Consider the following 17,464-nt stretch of genomic DNA (forward strand, 5'->3'; position numbering starts at 1 on the left):
CCAGATGCCGTTAAGGTATATGCCAGCGCCCCAGCATTCATGGCATCCAATTTGCGTTGGTTCTGCCGAGCGTCAGTGTCATGACGGCGCTATCTATCTTCCGACCCGCGAGGAGCCAACCGCTAACGGCCATGACCGCCATCGAATCCGCCATTACCTGTGCCTTGTACCCGCCACGACTCGAGCTGGGACCGCAGCTGACCCGTGAGCAATTGCTCGCCTCGATGCAATTGACCATGAGCCTCCACCAGGGCGGTCCGGTCTGGCTGTTCGCGTACGGTTCATTGATCTGGCGGCCGGAATGCACGGCGGTGGAGCGCATGCGCGGTCGGGTCCATGGTTATCATCGCGGTTTGTACCTGTGGTCCCATGAGCACCGCGGCACCCCGGAGTTGCCGGGGCTGGTGTTCGGGCTGGATCGCGGCGGTTCGTGCAGCGGGTTCGCCTACCGATTGCCGGAGGAGAATCTCGAGGACTCGTTGTTTGCCCTGTGGCAGCGCGAGATGCCGGTCCCCTCCTATCGTCCGCACTGGCTCAGTTGCCGTCTCGAGGATGGCAGCCGGGTGCAAGCCTTGGGTTTTGTGCTGGAGCGGCACCTGCCCAGCTATGCCGGCAACGTGCCGGACCATGTGCTGAGCCAGGTGTTCGAAAGCGCCTGTGGGCGTTACGGCACCACTCGCGATTACGTCGAGCAGACCGTCCACGCCCTGCGCAGCCACGCCATGCCAGACCGGAATCTGGAGGCGCGGCTCAAGCGCTGCCAATCAGCGCTGGATCAGGCGACCGCTTCGCGGCTCTGACTGGCTATTTGCTTGTGCCGTAGCGTGGGCGCGAGGAACGCCATTGCCAGCAGGCAGGCGACGACCAGCAGAATGAAACCGCCATCCCAGCCGAAATAGTCCACCGTGTAGCCCATCATGGCACTGGCCGCGACCGAACCACCCAAATAACCAAACAGACCAGTGAAGCCGGCAGCCGTGCCCGCCGCTTTCTTGGGCACCAGTTCCAGCGCCTGCAGACCCACCAGCATGACCGGGCCGTAGATCAGAAAGCCGATGGCGAACAGCGAGATCATGTCGACCATCGGGTTGCCCGGCGGATTCAGCCAGTAAACGATTGTCGCAACGGTCACCAGTGCCATGAACACCATGCCCGTCAGGCCACGGTTGCCCCGGAAGATCTTGTCCGACATCCACCCGCACAGCAGCGTGCCGGGAATGCCGGCCCACTCGTACAGGAAGTAAGCCCAGGACGTCTTGTCGAAGTTGAAGTGCTTGACCTCTTTAAGGTAGGTCGGCGCCCAATCCAGGATGCCGTAGCGCAACAAGTAGACGAAGACGTTGGCCAGGGCGATGAACCAGAGCATTTTGTTGCGCAGCACGTATTTGACGAAGATGTCCTTGGCGCTGAATTCTTCCTCGTGGCTGGCATCGTAGCCTTCCGGATAATCGTTCTTGTACTTCTCGATGGGCGGCAAGCCTGTCGATTGCGGCGTGTCGCGCATGACAATGAAGGCAAATACAGCGACCAGCAGCGCCACCGCTGCCGGTACGTAGAATTTGCTGTGCCAGTCGTTGAACCAGCCCATGCCAAGTATTGCCAGTGGACCGATCAGGCCGCCGCCGACGTTGTGGGCGGTGTTCCATACCGAAACCACACCGCCGCGTTCTTTCTGCGACCACCAGTGCACCATGGTGCGCCCGCTCGGTGGCCACCCCATGCCTTGGGCCCAGCCGTTGATGAACAACAGGATGAACATCATGGTTACGCTGGAGGTTGCCCACGGTGCGAAACCGAAGACGAACATGACACCGGCGGACACGATCAGGCCAAAGGGCAGGAAGTAGCGAGGGTTGGAGCGGTCGGACACGATGCCCATCAGAAACTTGGAAAGGCCGTAGGCGATGGCGATCGCCGACATCGCCACTCCCAGTTGGCCTTTTGTATAGCCTTGGGCGATCAGATCCGGAAATGCCAGGGTGAAGTTCTTGCGCAGCAGGTAGTAACCCGCATACCCAATGAAAATTCCGGCGAAGATCTGCCAGCGAAGGCGTCGATAGGTACTGTCTATTTTTTCTTCAGGCAATGGAGCCTGATGGGCGGCGGGGCGAAAGAAAGCAAACATTCAAGAGCTCCAGATTTCTTGTTTTGACTGCGGATGCGAATGTTACAGTTTCGTTACCGAAAATAGCATCGGTTCGCATCAACAAAAAAGCAGGAATGTTGGCGATATCGTGTTCTTTTATGAACATGTCGCTCAGGTATAAATGAAGGGCGGTATGGGAATGGCGAAACCGGGTCGCAGCGTGCCGACCCGGTATAAACAGTTTGGGTAAGCAATCAGCGAACCTGAACCACCACTTTTCCGACCGCCTTGCGGTGGCCAAGATCATTGATGGCTTGTGCCGCGTTGCTCAGCGGGTACACCTGCGACACCAGCGGCTTGAGCTTGCCCTCGGCGAACCAGCCGAACAATTGCTGGAAGTTGGCGGCGTTGTCCTGGGGTTGGCGTTGGGCGAAGGAGCCCCAGAATACGCCCACCACGGCGGCGCCCTTGAGCAGCGCCAGGTTCACCGGCAGTTCGGGGATGCGTCCGCTGGCGAAGCCCACCACCAGCAGCCGACCGTTCCAGGCAATGGCGCGGATGGCCTGGTCGAACAGGTCGCCACCCACCGGGTCGTAGATCACATCGGCGCCCTGGCCGTCGGTGAGGCGCTTGATTTCCTCCTTCAGGCTGGTTTCGCTGTAGTTGATCAGTTCGTCGGCGCCGGCTGCCTTGGCCACGGCAAGTTTTTCCGCGCTGCTGGCGGCGGCGATGACCCGGGCGCCCATGGCCTTGCCGATTTCCACGGCCGCCAGGCCAACGCCACCGGAGGCGCCGAGCACCAGCAAGGTTTCGCCGGGTTGCAGGTTGGCCCGTTGCTTGAGGGCGTGCATCGAGGTGCCATAGGTCATGCTGAAGGCGGCAGCGGTGTTGAAGTCCATGGACGCGGGAATCGGCAACACGTTATAGCCCGGCACCGCCACTTGTTCGGCAAAGCTGCCCCAGCCGGTCAGCGCCATCACTCGGTCGCCGACCTTCAAGTGGCTGACTTTCTCACCCACCTCGCTGACCACGCCCGCCGCTTCGCCACCGGGGGAAAACGGGAAGGGGGGCTTGAATTGATATTTGCCCTCGATGATCAGCGTGTCAGGGAAATTCACCCCGGCGGCGTGCACGTCCAGCAGCACTTCGTTCTTCTTGGCGACGGGGCTGGCGACGTCTTCCAGCACCAGCGATTCGGCGGGGCCGAATTCTTTGCACAGTACGGCTTTCATCAGGGCTATTCCTTTGGGAGTGATGGCCGATAAGTGTAGGTGTGAGAGACAACGGGTCAACGAGCATGCCCCGCCCTGATAGCCGGCTATAAGCTTGTGCTTGAACGGCGGGTCGGTATGCTGGGCCGCAAACCGGATGAGGAGTCAATTGTGAAAGCGTGGATCATGTTGATGCTGGCCCTGTCGTTGCCTGTGGCGGCGATGGCCGAAGAGGCCAAGGAAGCGAAAGAGGGCGAGGCACCGAAAGTCAGTTACATCACCCTCAGCCCGCCATTCGTGGGCAACTATGGCTTGGACGGCACGGCGAAGCTGAAGGTCTACAAGGCCGACGTGGCCCTGCGCGTGACCGGTGACGCCGCGGCTGCGGCGGTCAAGGCCAACGAGCCATTGATCCGCAACCAACTGGTGGCGTTGTTCGCCCAGCAGACCACCGAGGCGATGAACAACCTCGAAGCCAAGGAAAAGCTGCGTCAGGAAGCCTTGAAGCAGACCCAGCAGGTGATGAACGACGAGACCGGCAAGCCGATGGTGGATGATCTGTTGTTCAACAACCTGATCATTCAATAAGTCGGCGTTGTTGGGGCGACCCTATCGCGAGCAAGCTCGCTCCCACAGGGATTTGCGCTGATCACAAAATTCCTGTGGGAGCGAGCTTGCTCGCGATAGCGGTCTATCGGACCGCGAATCGCTCAAGGTTTCAACGCAATCACTGCCGCCCATTGCTCGGCCGTCACTGGCATCACCGAAAGCCGCGAGCCTTTCTGCACCAGCGGCATTTCCGCCAGGGCGGCCTGTTGCTTGAGGTAATCGAGTTTCAGCACGTGGCGGAACGTCTCGACGTGGGCCACGTCGATCGCGGTCCAGGGGTTTTTGTCCGGGCTGGCCTTGGGGTCGAAATAATGGCTGTCCGGGTCCAGGGCCGTAGGGTCGGGATAGGCCGCCTGGATGATTTTGCCAATCCCGGCGATGCCTGGCTCGGGGCAACTGGAGTGGTAGAAAAAGAACGTGTCACCCACTGCCATGGCCCGCAGGAAATTGCGCGCCTGGTAGTTGCGAACGCCGTCCCAGCGGGCCTGGCCGAGCTTTTCCAGGCCCTGGATGGACAATTCGTCGGGCTCGGACTTCATCAGCCAATAGGCCATGATTTTTTCTCCTGGGCGGTGGGTATCAAAATAGTTCGGCGATTTTATGACAAACCGACGGTCGGTTGACGCCAGCATTTGCGTGTCGGGGCCGGTTGCCGCAAAATGCCGGCCTTCCAAGCTTGACGCTGCTGCACGGCCAATAAGAAAACCGCTGCTGTCATCGTGTGTGATATGCCTTGAGGGGGGCAATCGATGAAACGCAAACCGGATTTGTTGTGGATCCTGGTCATTCTGTTCGGTCTGGGTGTCGTGACCACGGGTTACGCCCAAAGCCTGTGGACCAACAAGACCGAGGCGCCGATGGACATCACCCAGCCCGCGCCATCGCTCAAACGCTGAACCTGCTTTCCAGGCGCCGCTGATTACCGCGGCGTCGACCCCGCGATATACCATTGCCTGTCGCTGACCGTTCCCTGCAGCGGCACGTCCCAGCTTGCCTGCGCCAATCGTTCGACCTTCTGGCATTCATGGGCCAGCCCCAACAGCGTTGGCTTGTGCCACTGCTTGCGTCGCGCCAGGTACGCCAGGCTGCGGTCGTAAAAGCCGCCGCCCATGCCCAGTCGACCTCCCGCGTCGTCAAACCCCACCAATGGCAACAACACCAGGTCCAACGTCCAGACCTTGCGTTGCCGGGCGATGTTCTTGCGTGGCTCGGGGATGCGAAACCGGTTGGGTTGCATCTTTTCGCCGGGGTGGATGCGCTGGAACACCATCTTGGTCTGTGGCCACGGGCTGAGCACCGGCAGGTAAGTGGCCTTGCCCCGGCGCTGGGCCGCACGCAGCAGCAGGCGCGGGTCGATCTCGCCATCGTTGGGCAGGTACAGGGCGATGTGCTTCGCACGGCGGAATAACGGATGCTGGGCCAGTTGTTTGTACAGCCCGCGGGCGGCTTGCCGTTGCTGGGCGGGCGTCAGGGCGCGACGGGCCTGTCGTAGCAGGCGTCGAAGTTGCGGGCGGGGCAGCAGCGCAGGTTCAGTCATGTCGAGGCTTCACGCAGTGGCGATGCCGCACAGCGTAACCGCAAAACAGGACGCCCAGAAATGCCTGCGCCCGGAAACGACAATGCCAGTCCACATGGACTGGCATTGTCTGGAGTCAGGCTCCCCGGATGAACCGCTGTCGGCTTAGCCCTTGAACCCGAAAGTTCAAGGTGGAAGTTGCAGGGGGCGTTAAGGCTTTCCGTCAAGCGGACATGCACACCGGCCCCAACGTGCAACCCCCGTGGTTGTGCGTATCGGCTCAGGGACATCACCAACTGGCAAGCACCCCAGGGAGTGAGGCGAGTATACCCCAGGCAGCCTCGCGAATCAGCCCTTGCTGACGTCTGGATCGGTGGCGAGCACCAGATCCACCCGATCGAGCAGGTCGCGTACCTGCTCACGGGTCGAGCCACTGACCTGTACGTCCGGCGTATCCTGGCGATGCAGCAGGTCGTGGGTGATGTTCAAGGCGGCCATCACGGCGATGCGGTCGGCCCCGATGACTTTGCCGCTGCTGCGGATCTCGCGCATCTTGCCGTCCAGGTAACGGGCGGCGCTCACCAGGTTGCTACGCTCTTCCTGGGGGCAGATGATCGAATATTCTTTGTCGAGGATCTGCACGGTAACGCTATTGCTTGAACTCATGAGTCTTGCTCCAGGGCCTTGAGGCGCGAAATCATCGATTCGACCTTACGCCGGGCGATTTCGTTTTTTTCAATGAGGTGCGCGCGTTCCTCGCGCCAGGTTTTTTCCTGAGCTAATAGGAGTCCGTTTTGGCTCTTAAGTTGCTCGACCCGGTCAATTAGCAGTTCGAGTCTGGCCATCAGCGCTTGCAGGTCGGTGTCTTCCATTGTGTCCACTGAAGAATGTGTCTGATGGAGGGATGTAGGTCGCACAGCCTCTGATAGTCTTGGCGAGTCTGTCGATGTAGGATACAAGGCCTCCATTCTAGACATAGCGCCGTCTGGCGCCTAGCTGCCCATGCCCATTCAGAATTCCCCGTATCAAGCATTCGCCACCCTGCTGAGCACCAGCGGTCATCCTGTCTCGCCTGCCGAACTGCATGGCCTGTTGCTCGGCCGCAGTTGCGCCGGCGCCGGTTTCGATGCCGACGGCTGGTTGGCCGACGCCGCCGAGCTGCTGGAAGGCGAGCCGGCGGACAACGTCCGTAACGCGCTGATCGGCCTGCAGGAAATGGTCAAGGGCGAGTTGACCAGCGATGACATGACCGTCGTCCTGCTGCTGCCCACTGACGACACCCCTCTGGCCGAACGCGCCGCGGCGCTGGGCCAGTGGTGCCAGGGCTTCCTCGCCGGCTTCGGCCTGACCCGCCGCGAATACGCGCTGAGCGAAGAGGCCAAGGAAGTGCTGCAGGACCTGGCCGCGATCTCCCAGGTCCAGGATGCCCTGGAAGAGTCCGATGACGGCGAAAGCGACTACATGGAAGTGATGGAGTACCTGCGGGTCGCACCATTGCTACTGTTCACCGAGACCAAGAAAACCGATGCGGCGGCCCCCAAGCCGTCCTTGCATTGAATTTCAGAGGGAACCCCGTCTGCCCATGATTCATATCCCGAAATCGGAATACAGCCGTCGCCGCAAGGCCCTGATGGCGCAGATGGAGCCCAACAGCATCGCAATCCTGCCCGCCGCCGCCGTTGCGATCCGCAACCGCGACGTCGAGCATGTCTACCGCCAGGACAGTGACTTCCAGTACCTCAGCGGCTTCCCCGAGCCGCAAGCGGTGCTGGTGCTGATGCCCGGCCGCGCCCATGGCGAATACATCCTCTTTTGTCGCGAGCGCAACGCTGAACGTGAGTTATGGGACGGCCTGCGCGCCGGCCAGGAAGGGGCGATCCGTGACTACGGTGCCGACGACGCGTTTCCCATTACCGACATCGACGACATCCTGCCGGGCCTGATCGAAGGCCGCGACCGGGTGTATTCGGCCATGGGCAGCAACCCTGAATTCGACCGCCACCTGATGGAGTGGATCAACGTGATTCGCTCCAAGGCCCACCTCGGCGCCCAGCCGCCGAACGAATTCGTTGCCCTGGATCACTTGCTGCACGATATGCGCCTGTATAAATCGGCGGCGGAACTGAAGGTCATGCGCGAAGCGGCGCGGATCTCCGCCCAGGCGCACATCCGGGCGATGCAGGCGGCGCGCCCGGGGTTGCATGAGTTCAGCCTGGAGGCCGAGCTCGATTACGAATTCCGCAAGGGCGGGGCGAAGATGCCGGCCTATGGCTCGATCGTCGCGGCGGGGCGCAACAGCTGCATCCTGCACTACCAGCAGAACGATGCGCTGCTCAAGGACGGCGACCTGGTGTTGATCGATGCCGGCTGTGAAATCGACTGCTACGCCAGCGATATCACCCGTACCTGGCCGGTCAGCGGCAAGTTTTCGCCCGAGCAGAAGGCGGTCTACGAAGTGGTGCTGGCCGCCCAGGAAGCCGCGTTTGCCCAGATCGCGCCGGACAAACACTGGAACCAGGCCCACGAAGCGACGGTCCGGGTCATTACCGAAGGGTTGGTACGCCTGGGGCTGCTGGAGGGCGAGGTGGACGAGTTGATTGCCAGCGAGGCCTACCGGGCGTTCTACATGCACCGCGCCGGCCATTGGCTGGGCATGGACGTGCATGATGTGGGCGAGTACCGGGTTGGTGGCGAGTGGCGGGTCCTGGAAGTCGGCATGACGCTGACGGTGGAGCCGGGTATCTATATCGGCCCGGACAACCGCAGCGTCGCGAAAAAATGGCGCGGCATTGGCGTGCGCATCGAGGATGACGTGGTGGTGACCAAAACCGGTTGTGAGATCCTGAGCCGAGGCGTGCCGAAAACGGTCGCCGACATCGAGGCCCTGATGGCCGCCGCCCGGACGCAAGCGGCATGAGCCGGGTCAACCTGGCGATCATTGGCGGTGGCCTGGTCGGCGCGAGCCTGGCGCTGGCCCTGCAGGCCGGTGCCAAGGCCCGGGGCTGGAGGATCATCCTGATCGAGCCCTTCGCCCCCGGCGACGCCTGGCAGCCAAGCTACGATGCCCGGTCTTCGGCGTTGTCCTACGGTGCCCGGCAGATTTATCAACGCTTGGGTGTCTGGCAGGAGATTTCCCGTCGCGCCGAACCGATCAAGCAGATCCATGTGTCCGATCGCGGGCGGTTTTCCACGGCGCGGTTGTCGGCCATGGAAGAGGGCGTGCCGGCCCTGGGCTACGTGGTGGAAAACGCCTGGCTCGGCCAGTGCCTGTGGCATGGCCTGGACCCGGAGGTGGTCAGTTGGCGCTGCCCGGCGCAGGTTACGCGCATGGAGCCACTGGTCGGCGGTTATCGCCTGACCCTCGACGACGAAACCACCCTGGAGTGCGATCTTGCCGTTCTGGCCGATGGCGGTCGCTCCAGCCTGCGCGAGCAGTTGGGCGTCGGGGTGCGCAGCCGTCCCTATGACCAGAGCGCCTTGATCGCCAACATCACCCCCAGCGAAGCCCACAATGGCATGGCCTTCGAACGCTTCACCGATGACGGCCCGATGGCCTTGTTGCCGCTGCCGGAGAATCGTTGCGCGCTGGTCTGGACCCGCCAGGGCATGGACGCGCAACGGCTGGCGGCCCTCGACGAGCGCAGCTTCCTCGCCGAATTGCAGGGTGTGTTCGGTTATCGCCTGGGTACGCTGAAGCAGGTGGGTGTACGGCACCTGTACCCGTTGGCGCTGGTGGAAGCCGAAGAGCAGGTCCGTCCGCACCTGGCGATCCTGGGCAATGCCGCCCACAGCCTGCATCCGATTGCCGGGCAGGGGTTCAACCTGTCCCTGCGCGATGCCCAGGCCCTGGCCGATGCCTTGCTCGACAGCGATCGCGAGCCGGGGGATTTTGCCGTGTTGCAGGCCTACCGCGAGCGCCAGCGCATGGACCAGGCCCTGACCGTGGGCTTCTCCGACCAGGTGACGCGGCTGTTTGGCAGCAGCCTGCCGCTGGTGTCCCTGGGCCGCAACCTCGGCTTGCTGGGCCTCGACCTGCTGCCGCCGGCCAAGCGCTGGTTCGCCCGCCAGGCCATGGGGTTGGGGACGCGTCCCGATGCGTGAGGCTGGGGTGGTCATTTCTTTTCATGGGCGGCTGATGTCGCCCGCAAAACAGGCTTAAAGCATGGAATTGCGTGCAGATCTGCTGATTGTCGGCGCCGGTATGGTCGGCAGCGCCCTGGCGTTGGCGTTGCAGGGCAGTGGCCTGCAAGTGTTGTTGCTCGACGGCAGCCCGATGAGCGTCAAGCCCTTCGACCCCCAGGCCACGTTCGAGCCCCGGGTCAGTGCCTTGTCGACGGCCAGCCAGCGGATCCTCGAGCGCCTGGGCGTCTGGGAGGGCATCACCGCCCGGCGTGCCAGTCCTTACACCGACATGCACGTCTGGGACGGCAGTGGCACCGGGCAGATCCATTTTTCGGCAGCCAGCCTGCATGCCGAGACGCTTGGGCACATCGTTGAAAATCGCGTGGTGCAGGATGCCCTGCTGGACCGACTGCATGACTGCGATCTGGGCTTGTTGGCCAACGCCCGGCTGGAGCAGATGCGGCGTTCCGGCGACGACTGGCTGCTGACCCTGGCCGATGGCCGCACGTTGCGGGCCCCCCTGGTCATTGCCGCCGATGGCGCGAATTCCGCTGTGCGCCGCCTGACCGGCGTGGCGACGCGCGAATGGGATTACCTGCACCACGCCATCGTCACCAGCGTGCGCAGCACCCGGCCGCATCGGATGACGGCATGGCAGCGCTTCACCGACAACGGCCCGCTGGCGTTCCTGCCCCTTGAGCGTGACGGCCAGCACGACTGGTGCTCGATTGTCTGGTCCACTACCCCCGAAGAAGCGCAGCGCTTGATGGCGCTCGATGACACTCAATTCTGCAGCGAACTGGAACGCGCCTTCGAAGGCCAGCTTGGCCCGGTGCTGAGCGCCGACCCGCGCCTGTGCGTGCCGCTGCGCCAGCGCCATGCCAAGCGCTACGTGGCTGAAGGACTGGCGTTGATCGGCGACGCGGCCCATACCATCCATCCGTTGGCCGGGCAGGGGGTGAACCTGGGCTTCCTCGACGCTGCCGAGCTGGCCGAAGTGCTGTTGCACGCGGCCGGCCGTGGCGAACGGTTGGCGGACGTGAAGGTGTTGAGCCGCTACGAGCGCCGACGCATGCCCCACAATCTGGCGCTGATGGCGGCGATGGAGGGCTTCGAGCGGTTGTTCCAGGCCGATCCGCTGCCGGTGCGCTGGTTGCGCAACACCGGGCTGAAACTGGTGGACCGCCTGCCTGAGGCCAAGGCCTTGTTCGTGCGCGAGGCGCTGGGGTTGAGTGGGGATTTGCCGGATCTGGCCAAGGCCTGAGAGGTCCGTTGGGCTCATGGCCTAATCGCGAGCAAGCTCGCTCCCACAGGTTTCACCGGATCAAATGTGGGAGCGAGCTTGCTCGCGATGAGGCCGGCACAGCCACCTCAATCCATCTGTGCAACATTTGGAAATGTGTCCGCCCACTGTTCGATTGAGATGCCAAATGTGAGTCCTTATCATTTGCGCCTCTTTCGCCACCCAGAGACCGCTACCATGTTGGCAACCAAGCGCCTGCTGTCCGCCCTCGCCTTGACCCTGATCGGCACCACTGCCGCCCAGGCCGCCGACGAGGTGGTGGTCTACTCTTCGCGTATCGATGAACTGATCAAGCCGGTTTTCGATGCCTACACCCAGAAAACCGGCGTCTCGGTGAAGTTCATCACCGACAAGGAAGCGCCATTGATGCAGCGGATCAAGGCCGAAGGCGAGAACGCCACCGCCGACCTGCTGCTCACCGTTGATGCCGGTAACCTCTGGCAGGCCGAGCAGATGGGTATTCTCCAGCCGTTCACTTCCCCGGTGATCGATGCCAACATCCCGTCCCAATACCGCGCTTCGTCCCACGCCTGGACCGGTTTGAGCCTGCGGGCGCGGACCATTGCCTATTCCACCGACCGGGTTAAACCGGATGAGTTGACCACCTATGAAGCGCTGGCCGGCAAAGAGTGGGAAGGCCGTCTATGCCTGAGGACCTCGAAAAAGGTCTATAACCAGTCCCTGACCGCCACGCTGATCGAAACCCACGGTGCGGAAAAAACCGAGGAAATCCTCAAGGGCTGGGTCAGGAACCTGTCCACCGACGTGTTCTCCGATGACACCGCATTGCTTGAAGCGATCAATGCTGGCCAGTGCGATGTCGGCATCGTCAACACCTACTACTATGGCCGCCTGCACCAGCAGAAGCCGGACCTGAAGGTGAAGCTGTTCTGGCCGAACCAGGCCGATCGCGGCGTGCACATCAACCTCTCGGGCATCGGCTTGACCAAGCATGCGCCGCATCCGGACGCCGCCAAGAAACTGGTGGAGTGGATGACCACGCCGCAAGCGCAAAGCATCTTCGCCGACGTGAACCAGGAGTTCCCGGCCAACCCGAAGGTCGAGCCGTCCAAGGAAGTGGCGGCCTGGGGTGCGTTCAAGGCCGATACCTTGTCGGTGGAAGTCGCGGGTAAACGCCAGGCCGAAGCCATTCGCATGATGGATCGCGCTGGCTGGAATTAACCCCCCAGTCAGACACGATTCCCTGTGGCGGGTTATAAAACAGGTGCCCGCGCCAATGCGCGGGCATCATCATTTAAACGAGAGTTCCCTTTTGGCCCACCCCGCCCAACGCCGCTGGTACCCCCTGGTCTTCGCCATCGCTGCGCTGGTCCTGTTGCCCTTGAGTGTCTTGCTGCTGTCCTGGCAGAGCATCGACCAGCAAATCTGGTCCCACTTGTGGGATACGCAGATGCCGCGCTTGTTGGGCAACACCCTCACGTTGATCCTTGGCGTGGGTGTCGGCGTGACCTTGCTGGGTGTCAGTCTCGCCTGGCTCACCAGCCTGTGTGAATTCCCGGGACGTCGCTGGCTCGATTGGGCGTTGATGCTGCCGTTCGCGATTCCGGCCTATGTGTTGGCGTTCGTTTTCGTTGGCCTGCTGGATTTCGCCGGTCCCGTGCAGACGCTGTTGCGTGAATGGTTCGGCAGCGGCCTGCGCCTGCCCCGGGTGCGTTCCACCGGCGGGGTGATCCTGGTGCTGGTGCTGGTCTTTTACCCTTATGTCTATTTGTTGGCGCGCAGTGCCTTCCTGGCCCAGGGCAAGGGCTTGATGGAGGCTGCACGGGTGCTGGGCCAGTCGCCGTGGCAGGCGTTCTGGCGCGTGGCGCTGCCAATGGCCAGGCCAGCCATCGGGGCGGGCGTGGCGCTGGCGCTGATGGAAACCCTGGCGGATTTCGGCGCGGTGTCGGTGTTCAACTTCGACACCTTCACCACCGCCATCTACAAGACCTGGTACGGCTTCTTCAGCCTCTCCAGCGCTGCCCAACTGGCCAGCCTGCTGTTGCTGGCGGTGATGCTGGTGCTCTACGGCGAACGCCGGGCCCGCGGCGCTCACCGGGCCAGTAACGAGCGACCCCGGGTCAAGGCGTTGTACACGTTGCGCGGCCTCAAGGCCATGGCGGCCAGTGGCTGGTGCTTCCTGGTATTTGCCTGCGCGTTTGTCATCCCGGTGCTGCAGTTGGTGGTGTGGTTCTGGCAACGCGGTCGTTTCGACCTGGATGAGCGTTATGCCGGGTTGATCGTCCACACCCTCTACCTGGGCGGCCTGGCGGCGCTGGTCACCGTCTGTGTGGCCTTGCTGCTTGCGTTCGCCCGGCGGTTGGCGCCGACCCGTCCGATTCGTGCCGGCGTCGGCCTGGCGAACCTGGGGTATGCCTTGCCCGGTTCGGTGCTGGCGGTGTCGATCATGCTTGCGTTCAGCTACCTGGACCGTGAGCTGGTCATCCCGCTGTCGACCTGGTTCGGCGGTGCAGGCAAGCCGTTGTTGCTGGGCAGCCTGTCGGCGCTGTTACTGGCGTATCTGGTGCGTTTCCTGGCCGTGGCCTACGGCCCGTTGGAGAGCAGCCTGGCGCGCATTCGTCCGTCCTTGCCCGAAGCGGCACGCAGCCTTGGGGTCAGTGGGCCGCGACTGTTTTTCAAAGTGTATCTGCCATTGCTGTTGCCCGGCACCTTGAGCGCGGCGTTGCTGGTGTTCGTCGATGTGCTCAAGGAAATGCCCGCGACGTTGCTGATGCGCCCGTTCGGCTGGGACACGCTGGCGGTGCGGATCTTCGAGATGACCAGCGAAGGGGAGTGGGCCCGGGCCGCGTTACCGGCGCTGACGTTGGTATTGGTGGGGCTGTTGCCGGTCATCGGATTGATACGACGTTCGGCCCATCGAAACAGCTAGGTGCCAGTCCTACCTCATGCGGCTACAATGCGCGGCATTCGGTGCGGTCCGTCTGTCGGACCGGGCAACTGAGAGCGTCAGAAAACTCCTTTTTTCAGACGTTCGCGCTACGCAGTGCCCGTCCGCACCTTCGCCAAGCCCGGAAGGAGAAACCCATGGGACAGCGTACGCCTCTGTATGACCTTCATCTCGCCCTTGGCGCGAAGATGGTCGATTTTGGCGGTTGGGATATGCCTTTGCATTACGGCTCGCAGGTCGAAGAACACCATCAGGTGCGTCGCGACTGCGGTGTGTTCGATGTATCCCACATGACCGTGATCGACGTCGCCGGCCCTCAGGCCAAGGTCTGGCTGCAGCGCTTGCTGGCCAATGACGTCGACCGCTTGCAAGACACAGGCAGTGCCTTGTACAGCGCGATGCTCAATGAGCTCGGTGGCATCGTCGACGACATGATCATCTACCGCGTCGAGGGCGGGTATCGCCTGGTCTTCAACGCCTCGACCCGCGATCAGGACCTGGCCTGGATGCAGGCACAGCTCGGTGACTACGACGCGCAACTGCGTGAGCGCCCCGAGCTGGCGATGCTGGCGATCCAGGGCCCCCACGCCCGGCAGAAGATTGCCGAGCTGGTCACACAATCCCGTGGGCAAATCATCCAGCAACTCAAGCCTTTCGAAGGGCGCGCCGACGGCGAATGGTTCATCGCCCGGACCGGCTACACCGGCGAAGATGGCCTGGAAATCGTCCTGCCCGCCCAGGAGGCCCCGAGTTTCTTCAACGACCTGGTCGGCGCTGGCATTTCGCCCATTGGCCTCGGCGCCCGCGATACCTTGCGCCTGGAGGCCGGCATGAACCTCTACGGCCAGGATATCCACCAGGATGTTTCACCGCTGGCTTCGAACATGGCCTGGAGTATCGCCTGGGAACCGGCGAGCCGTCAGTTCATCGGGCGCAGTGCGCTGGAAGCCGAGCTTGCCAGCGGTGTGCAGCACAAACTGGTTGGGCTGGTGCTGGAAGAGCGGGGTGTTTTGCGCGCCCATCAGGTGGTTCGCATCGCCAATGTTGGCGAAGGGGAGATCACCAGTGGTAGTTTTTCTCCTACGCTTAGCAAGTCGATCGCCCTGGCACGTGTTCCGATGGCAACCGCCGACCGTGCCGAGGTAGAAATTCGCGGCAAGTGGTACCCGGTACGGGTGGTCAAACCGACCTTCGTCCGCCATGGCAAAACCCTGATCTAACCTTTTGCGGCGGGCCGCTGGCCGCTGACACTTTCTATTGAGGACACAGAATATGAGTGATATCCCTGCCGAACTGCGTTTTGCCGAAAGCCATGAATGGGCGCGTCTGGAGTCCGACGGCTCCGTTACCGTGGGCATCAGTGATCATGCGCAGGAAGCCTTGGGCGATGTGGTCTTTGTCGAGCTGACTGAAGTCGGTAAGGCTTTTGCCGCAGGTGACCAGGCCGGCGTGGTGGAGTCGGTCAAGGCCGCTTCCGATATCTATTCCCCGATCGCAGGTGAAGTGATTGCGGTCAATGAAGAGTTGAGCGGTTCGCCTGAGCTGCTGAACTCCGATCCGTACGGCGCCTGGATCTTCAAGCTCAAACCGAGCAACACGGCTGAGCTGGATAAGTTGCTGGACGCGGCGGGTTACAAGGCTCTTATCGGCGAATGAGGACGACTTCCCCTGTGGGAGCGAGCTTGCTCGCGATAGCGGTGGATCAGCGGCATTGATGTGGGCTGACACTCCGTTATCGCGAGCGCGCGCTCCCACAGGGGGTTGGGACAGCCTTGGGATTTTCACCGGGCAAAAAAATGCCGCTCATCGAGCGGCATTTTTCATGGCCCGGAATCAGTCCTGGGCGACGGCGTTTTTCGCCAGGATCGCGTTGGCCAGTTCCATGTCGGTGGCTTGCAGGCCTGGGTTGTCGGCACGCACTTTCTGCATCGCCGCTTCCAGGTAAGGGCCACGGATACCGCCATCACTGGCGACGAAGCTGCCGGCATCGTCCTGGGCGGCGACGATCAGTTTGTGATCCTTGAAGGTCAGGTAGGTGGAACCGGTGGTCGCACCGGACGAGATGACGTTACGCCAAAACGTGTCGGCCATTGCCGAGCCAACAGAAAGAGACAGCAAGGCTACGGTAGCGACAGCAAGTTTGAGACGCATGATAGGTGACTCCACTGGGTTAACTATGATGTTGGATTACCGGCGTCTCGATTCAGTTCCATGACTTGTCAGTCAGCCCGCTCCACCTGCAGCACCGCCCCCTCCTGCGCCACCACCCTGACCCGTGTGCCAACGGATGATTCGGGCCCCTTGGCCAGCCAGACACTGTCGGCCACCTTGATCTTGCCGCGGCCATCGACAATCGCTTCATGCACCAGGAAGACCTTGCCGATCAGTTCCTGCCCGCGCAGGTTCAGGTGCGGCTGATCGCTTTGGCGCACAGCGCTGCGCTGGCGTCGCCACCAGTACAGTGCCGTGGCGATGGCGAACAGGCCGAACAACAGGAACTGCAGTTCCCACGGCATCTGCGGCAGGACGAACGTGAGCACGCCGACTGCCGCGGCGGCCATGCCGATCCACAGCAGGTAACCACCGGCGCCGAACACTTCAAGGATCAGCAGGATGACACCCAGCGCCAGCCAGTCCCAGTACGACATGTGTTGCAGGAACCCCCACATACGCGCGCCTCAGGCTTTCTTGCTGTCGAAGGTGGCCCTGACGATCTCGCCGATGCCACCGACCGCACCGATGACCTGGCTGGCTTCCAGCGGCATCAGGATCACCTTGCTGTTGTTGGCTGACGCCAGTTTGCCCAGTGCATCGATGTATTTCTGCGCGACGAAGTAGTTCACGGCCTGGACGTTACCGTCGGCAATGGCCTGGGACACCACTTGGGTGGCCAACGCTTCGGCTTGCGCCTGGCGCTCGCGGGCCTCGGACTCCAGGAATGCCGCCTGGCGGCTGCCCTCGGCCTCGAGGATCTGCGCCTGCTTCTTGCCTTCGGCGGTGAGAATCGCCGACGCTCGCAGGCCCTCGGCTTCGAGGATCTGGGCACGCTTGATACGTTCGGCTTTCATTTGCCCCGACATGGCGGCCATCAGGTCCGCAGGGGGGCTGATGTCCTTGATCTCGATGCGGGTGATCTTGATGCCCCACGGCGCCGTGGCTTCATCGACAGTGCGCAGCAATTTTTCGTTGATGCCGTCGCGCTGGCTCAGCATCGCGTCCAGCTCCATGGACCCCAGCACGGTGCGGATATTGGTTTGCAGCAGGTTGCGGATGGCGTGTTCGAGGTTGTTGACCTCGTAGGCCGCCTGGGCCGTATTGACCACCTGGAAGAAGCACACGGCGTCGATCTGTACCGTGGCGTTGTCGGCGGTGATGACTTCCTGGGGTGGGATGTCCAGCACGCTTTCCATGACATTGATCTTGCGCCCGATGCGATCCATCACCGGGATGATGATGTTCAGGCCGGGCTTGAGGGTGTTGGTGTAGCGGCCGAACCGCTCGACAGTCCATTGGTAGCCCTGGGGCACGACCTTGAAGCCCATGAAGAGAATGGCGACCACCAGGCCGATGAAAAGTAAAAGTACGCTACCGATCTGCATGACGGTTCCCTGTGCGAAGTGAGATGGACCTGCGAGCCCTGAGTGTAGGGCAAGCGGCCATTATCCTCACTCTGTGGGAGCAAAGCTTGCTCGCGATGCAGGCGCCTCGC

Annotated in this window: 20 protein-coding genes and 1 other RNA gene; 11 read left to right on the plus strand and 10 right to left on the minus strand. The window is 62.3% G+C overall.

What is annotated here, in order from left to right; all coding sequences use genetic code 11:
* Positions 1 to 131: 131 nt before the first annotated feature.
* Complete coding sequence (locus BM321_RS12165; RefSeq protein ID WP_092203214.1) at positions 132 to 800, plus strand: gamma-glutamylcyclotransferase; 669 nt, start codon at positions 132 to 134, stop codon at positions 798 to 800.
* Here the strand turns inward: BM321_RS12165 and glpT are convergent.
* Both glpT and BM321_RS12175 read right to left on the minus strand, forming a co-directional pair.
* Entirely contained in the window at positions 776 to 2,125 is a 1,350-nt protein-coding gene (gene glpT / locus BM321_RS12170) for a glycerol-3-phosphate transporter (protein ID WP_092442684.1), read from the minus strand. The two genes, BM321_RS12165 and glpT, sit on opposite strands and share 25 nt — an antisense overlap.
* A 215-nt stretch (positions 2,126 to 2,340) precedes the next feature.
* Positions 2,341 to 3,318, minus strand: a complete 978-nt coding sequence (locus BM321_RS12175; protein ID WP_092442685.1) for an NADPH:quinone oxidoreductase family protein — start codon at positions 3,316 to 3,318, stop codon at positions 2,341 to 2,343.
* Between the two features lie 150 nt (positions 3,319 to 3,468).
* Here BM321_RS12175 and BM321_RS12180 point away from each other — a divergent pair, with 150 nt between their 5' ends.
* A complete protein-coding gene (locus BM321_RS12180) occupies positions 3,469 to 3,885 on the plus strand; it encodes a flagellar basal body-associated protein FliL (protein ID WP_092333064.1) in 417 nt (138 codons plus the stop codon).
* Positions 3,886 to 4,007: 122 nt separating this feature from the next.
* Here BM321_RS12180 and BM321_RS12185 read toward each other — a convergent pair whose 3' ends face one another.
* A complete protein-coding gene (locus tag BM321_RS12185) occupies positions 4,008 to 4,460 on the minus strand; it encodes an EVE domain-containing protein (RefSeq protein WP_092442686.1) in 453 nt (150 codons plus the stop codon).
* 195 nt (positions 4,461 to 4,655) lie between these two features.
* Between BM321_RS12185 and BM321_RS30510 the strand changes: the two genes are divergently transcribed.
* Positions 4,656 to 4,802 carry a hypothetical protein gene (locus BM321_RS30510; protein WP_092203200.1) on the plus strand — a complete coding sequence of 49 codons (147 nt, stop codon included), beginning with the start codon at positions 4,656 to 4,658 and terminating at the stop codon, positions 4,800 to 4,802.
* 23 nt (positions 4,803 to 4,825) lie between these two features.
* Here BM321_RS30510 and BM321_RS12195 read toward each other — a convergent pair whose 3' ends face one another.
* The 4 genes from BM321_RS12195 to BM321_RS12210 all read right to left on the minus strand — a co-directional run bounded on the left by BM321_RS12195 (position 4,826) and on the right by BM321_RS12210 (position 6,294).
* Complete coding sequence (locus tag BM321_RS12195) at positions 4,826 to 5,443, minus strand: 5-formyltetrahydrofolate cyclo-ligase (RefSeq protein WP_092442687.1); 618 nt, start codon at positions 5,441 to 5,443, stop codon at positions 4,826 to 4,828.
* Positions 5,444 to 5,560: 117 nt separating this feature from the next.
* Positions 5,561 to 5,740: non-coding RNA, 6S RNA (ssrS, locus tag BM321_RS12200), on the minus strand.
* Positions 5,741 to 5,770: 30 nt separating this feature from the next.
* Positions 5,771 to 6,088: a cell division protein ZapA gene (locus BM321_RS12205; protein ID WP_039590276.1), complete on the minus strand. Its 318-nt coding sequence runs from the start codon at positions 6,086 to 6,088 to the stop codon at positions 5,771 to 5,773.
* Positions 6,085 to 6,294 carry a TIGR02449 family protein gene (locus tag BM321_RS12210; RefSeq protein WP_003177365.1) on the minus strand — a complete coding sequence of 70 codons (210 nt, stop codon included), beginning with the start codon at positions 6,292 to 6,294 and terminating at the stop codon, positions 6,085 to 6,087. Before BM321_RS12210 ends, BM321_RS12205 begins: the two co-directional genes overlap by 4 nt.
* Positions 6,295 to 6,424: 130 nt before the next feature.
* On the opposite strand from BM321_RS12210, the gene BM321_RS12215 reads away from it, so the two are divergent.
* The 8 genes from BM321_RS12215 (at position 6,425) to gcvH (ending at position 15,411) form a co-directional block, all read left to right on the plus strand.
* On the plus strand, positions 6,425 to 6,979 hold the full coding sequence (locus BM321_RS12215; RefSeq protein ID WP_092333021.1) for a YecA/YgfB family protein: 555 nt from the start codon (positions 6,425 to 6,427) through the stop codon (positions 6,977 to 6,979).
* A 25-nt stretch (positions 6,980 to 7,004) separates the two neighbouring features.
* The gene (pepP, locus tag BM321_RS12220; protein ID WP_092333023.1) at positions 7,005 to 8,339 is read left to right on the plus strand and encodes a Xaa-Pro aminopeptidase; all 1,335 of its coding nucleotides are present in this window, start codon (positions 7,005 to 7,007) and stop codon (positions 8,337 to 8,339) included.
* Entirely contained in the window at positions 8,336 to 9,523 is a 1,188-nt protein-coding gene (gene ubiH, locus BM321_RS12225; RefSeq protein WP_092333025.1) for a 2-octaprenyl-6-methoxyphenyl hydroxylase, read from the plus strand. Before pepP ends, ubiH begins: the two co-directional genes overlap by 4 nt.
* A gap of 67 nt (positions 9,524 to 9,590) precedes the next feature.
* Entirely contained in the window at positions 9,591 to 10,808 is a 1,218-nt protein-coding gene (locus BM321_RS12230) for a 2-octaprenyl-3-methyl-6-methoxy-1,4-benzoquinol hydroxylase (protein WP_175534969.1), read from the plus strand.
* A gap of 216 nt (positions 10,809 to 11,024) precedes the next feature.
* A complete protein-coding gene (locus BM321_RS12235) occupies positions 11,025 to 12,029 on the plus strand; it encodes an extracellular solute-binding protein (RefSeq protein WP_092442689.1) in 1,005 nt (334 codons plus the stop codon).
* A 91-nt stretch (positions 12,030 to 12,120) separates the two neighbouring features.
* On the plus strand, positions 12,121 to 13,737 hold the full coding sequence (locus BM321_RS12240; RefSeq protein ID WP_092442690.1) for an ABC transporter permease: 1,617 nt from the start codon (positions 12,121 to 12,123) through the stop codon (positions 13,735 to 13,737).
* Between the two features lie 155 nt (positions 13,738 to 13,892).
* On the plus strand, positions 13,893 to 14,975 hold the full coding sequence (gene gcvT, locus BM321_RS12245) for a glycine cleavage system aminomethyltransferase GcvT (protein ID WP_092442691.1): 1,083 nt from the start codon (positions 13,893 to 13,895) through the stop codon (positions 14,973 to 14,975).
* A gap of 52 nt (positions 14,976 to 15,027) precedes the next feature.
* Positions 15,028 to 15,411, plus strand: coding sequence for a glycine cleavage system protein GcvH (gene gcvH / locus BM321_RS12250; protein WP_092442692.1), 384 nt, complete (start codon positions 15,028 to 15,030; stop codon positions 15,409 to 15,411).
* Positions 15,412 to 15,588: 177 nt separating this feature from the next.
* Here gcvH and BM321_RS12255 read toward each other — a convergent pair whose 3' ends face one another.
* From BM321_RS12255 to BM321_RS12265, 3 genes are all read right to left on the minus strand, one after another.
* The gene (locus tag BM321_RS12255; RefSeq protein ID WP_092442693.1) at positions 15,589 to 15,906 is read right to left on the minus strand and encodes a DUF2388 domain-containing protein; all 318 of its coding nucleotides are present in this window, start codon (positions 15,904 to 15,906) and stop codon (positions 15,589 to 15,591) included.
* Between the two features lie 68 nt (positions 15,907 to 15,974).
* Positions 15,975 to 16,424, minus strand: a complete 450-nt coding sequence (locus BM321_RS12260) for an NfeD family protein (RefSeq protein WP_092442694.1) — start codon at positions 16,422 to 16,424, stop codon at positions 15,975 to 15,977.
* A gap of 9 nt (positions 16,425 to 16,433) precedes the next feature.
* Positions 16,434 to 17,354, minus strand: a complete 921-nt coding sequence (locus BM321_RS12265; protein WP_014340768.1) for an SPFH domain-containing protein — start codon at positions 17,352 to 17,354, stop codon at positions 16,434 to 16,436.
* Positions 17,355 to 17,464 lie beyond the last annotated feature (110 nt).

The organism is Pseudomonas sp. NFIX10, assembly GCF_900111955.1.
In the GTDB taxonomy this organism is placed as follows: Bacteria; Pseudomonadota; Gammaproteobacteria; order Pseudomonadales; family Pseudomonadaceae; genus Aquipseudomonas; species Aquipseudomonas fluorescens_AA.

Excerpts from the sequence above, each read along its gene's own strand:
- BM321_RS12205 (WP_039590276.1), bottom strand. The coding sequence starts at position 6,088 with ATGAGTTCAAGCAATAGCGTTACCGTGCAGATCCTCGACAAAGAATAT.
- gcvT (WP_092442691.1), top strand. The coding sequence starts at position 13,893 with ATGGGACAGCGTACGCCTCTGTATGACCTTCATCTCGCCCTTGGCGCG.
- BM321_RS12215 (WP_092333021.1), top strand. The coding sequence starts at position 6,425 with ATGCCCATTCAGAATTCCCCGTATCAAGCATTCGCCACCCTGCTGAGC.
- BM321_RS12195 (WP_092442687.1), bottom strand. The coding sequence starts at position 5,443 with ATGACTGAACCTGCGCTGCTGCCCCGCCCGCAACTTCGACGCCTGCTA.
- ubiH (WP_092333025.1), top strand. The coding sequence starts at position 8,336 with ATGAGCCGGGTCAACCTGGCGATCATTGGCGGTGGCCTGGTCGGCGCG.
- BM321_RS12175 (WP_092442685.1), bottom strand. The coding sequence starts at position 3,318 with ATGAAAGCCGTACTGTGCAAAGAATTCGGCCCCGCCGAATCGCTGGTG.
- BM321_RS12235 (WP_092442689.1), top strand. The coding sequence starts at position 11,025 with ATGTTGGCAACCAAGCGCCTGCTGTCCGCCCTCGCCTTGACCCTGATC.
- BM321_RS12260 (WP_092442694.1), bottom strand. The coding sequence starts at position 16,424 with ATGTGGGGGTTCCTGCAACACATGTCGTACTGGGACTGGCTGGCGCTG.
- BM321_RS30510 (WP_092203200.1), top strand. The coding sequence starts at position 4,656 with ATGAAACGCAAACCGGATTTGTTGTGGATCCTGGTCATTCTGTTCGGT.
- BM321_RS12185 (WP_092442686.1), bottom strand. The coding sequence starts at position 4,460 with ATGGCCTATTGGCTGATGAAGTCCGAGCCCGACGAATTGTCCATCCAG.
- pepP (WP_092333023.1), top strand. The coding sequence starts at position 7,005 with ATGATTCATATCCCGAAATCGGAATACAGCCGTCGCCGCAAGGCCCTG.
- BM321_RS12265 (WP_014340768.1), bottom strand. The coding sequence starts at position 17,354 with ATGCAGATCGGTAGCGTACTTTTACTTTTCATCGGCCTGGTGGTCGCC.
- glpT (WP_092442684.1), bottom strand. The coding sequence starts at position 2,125 with ATGTTTGCTTTCTTTCGCCCCGCCGCCCATCAGGCTCCATTGCCTGAA.
- gcvH (WP_092442692.1), top strand. The coding sequence starts at position 15,028 with ATGAGTGATATCCCTGCCGAACTGCGTTTTGCCGAAAGCCATGAATGG.
- BM321_RS12165 (WP_092203214.1), top strand. The coding sequence starts at position 132 with ATGACCGCCATCGAATCCGCCATTACCTGTGCCTTGTACCCGCCACGA.
- BM321_RS12210 (WP_003177365.1), bottom strand. The coding sequence starts at position 6,294 with ATGGAAGACACCGACCTGCAAGCGCTGATGGCCAGACTCGAACTGCTA.
- BM321_RS12255 (WP_092442693.1), bottom strand. The coding sequence starts at position 15,906 with ATGCGTCTCAAACTTGCTGTCGCTACCGTAGCCTTGCTGTCTCTTTCT.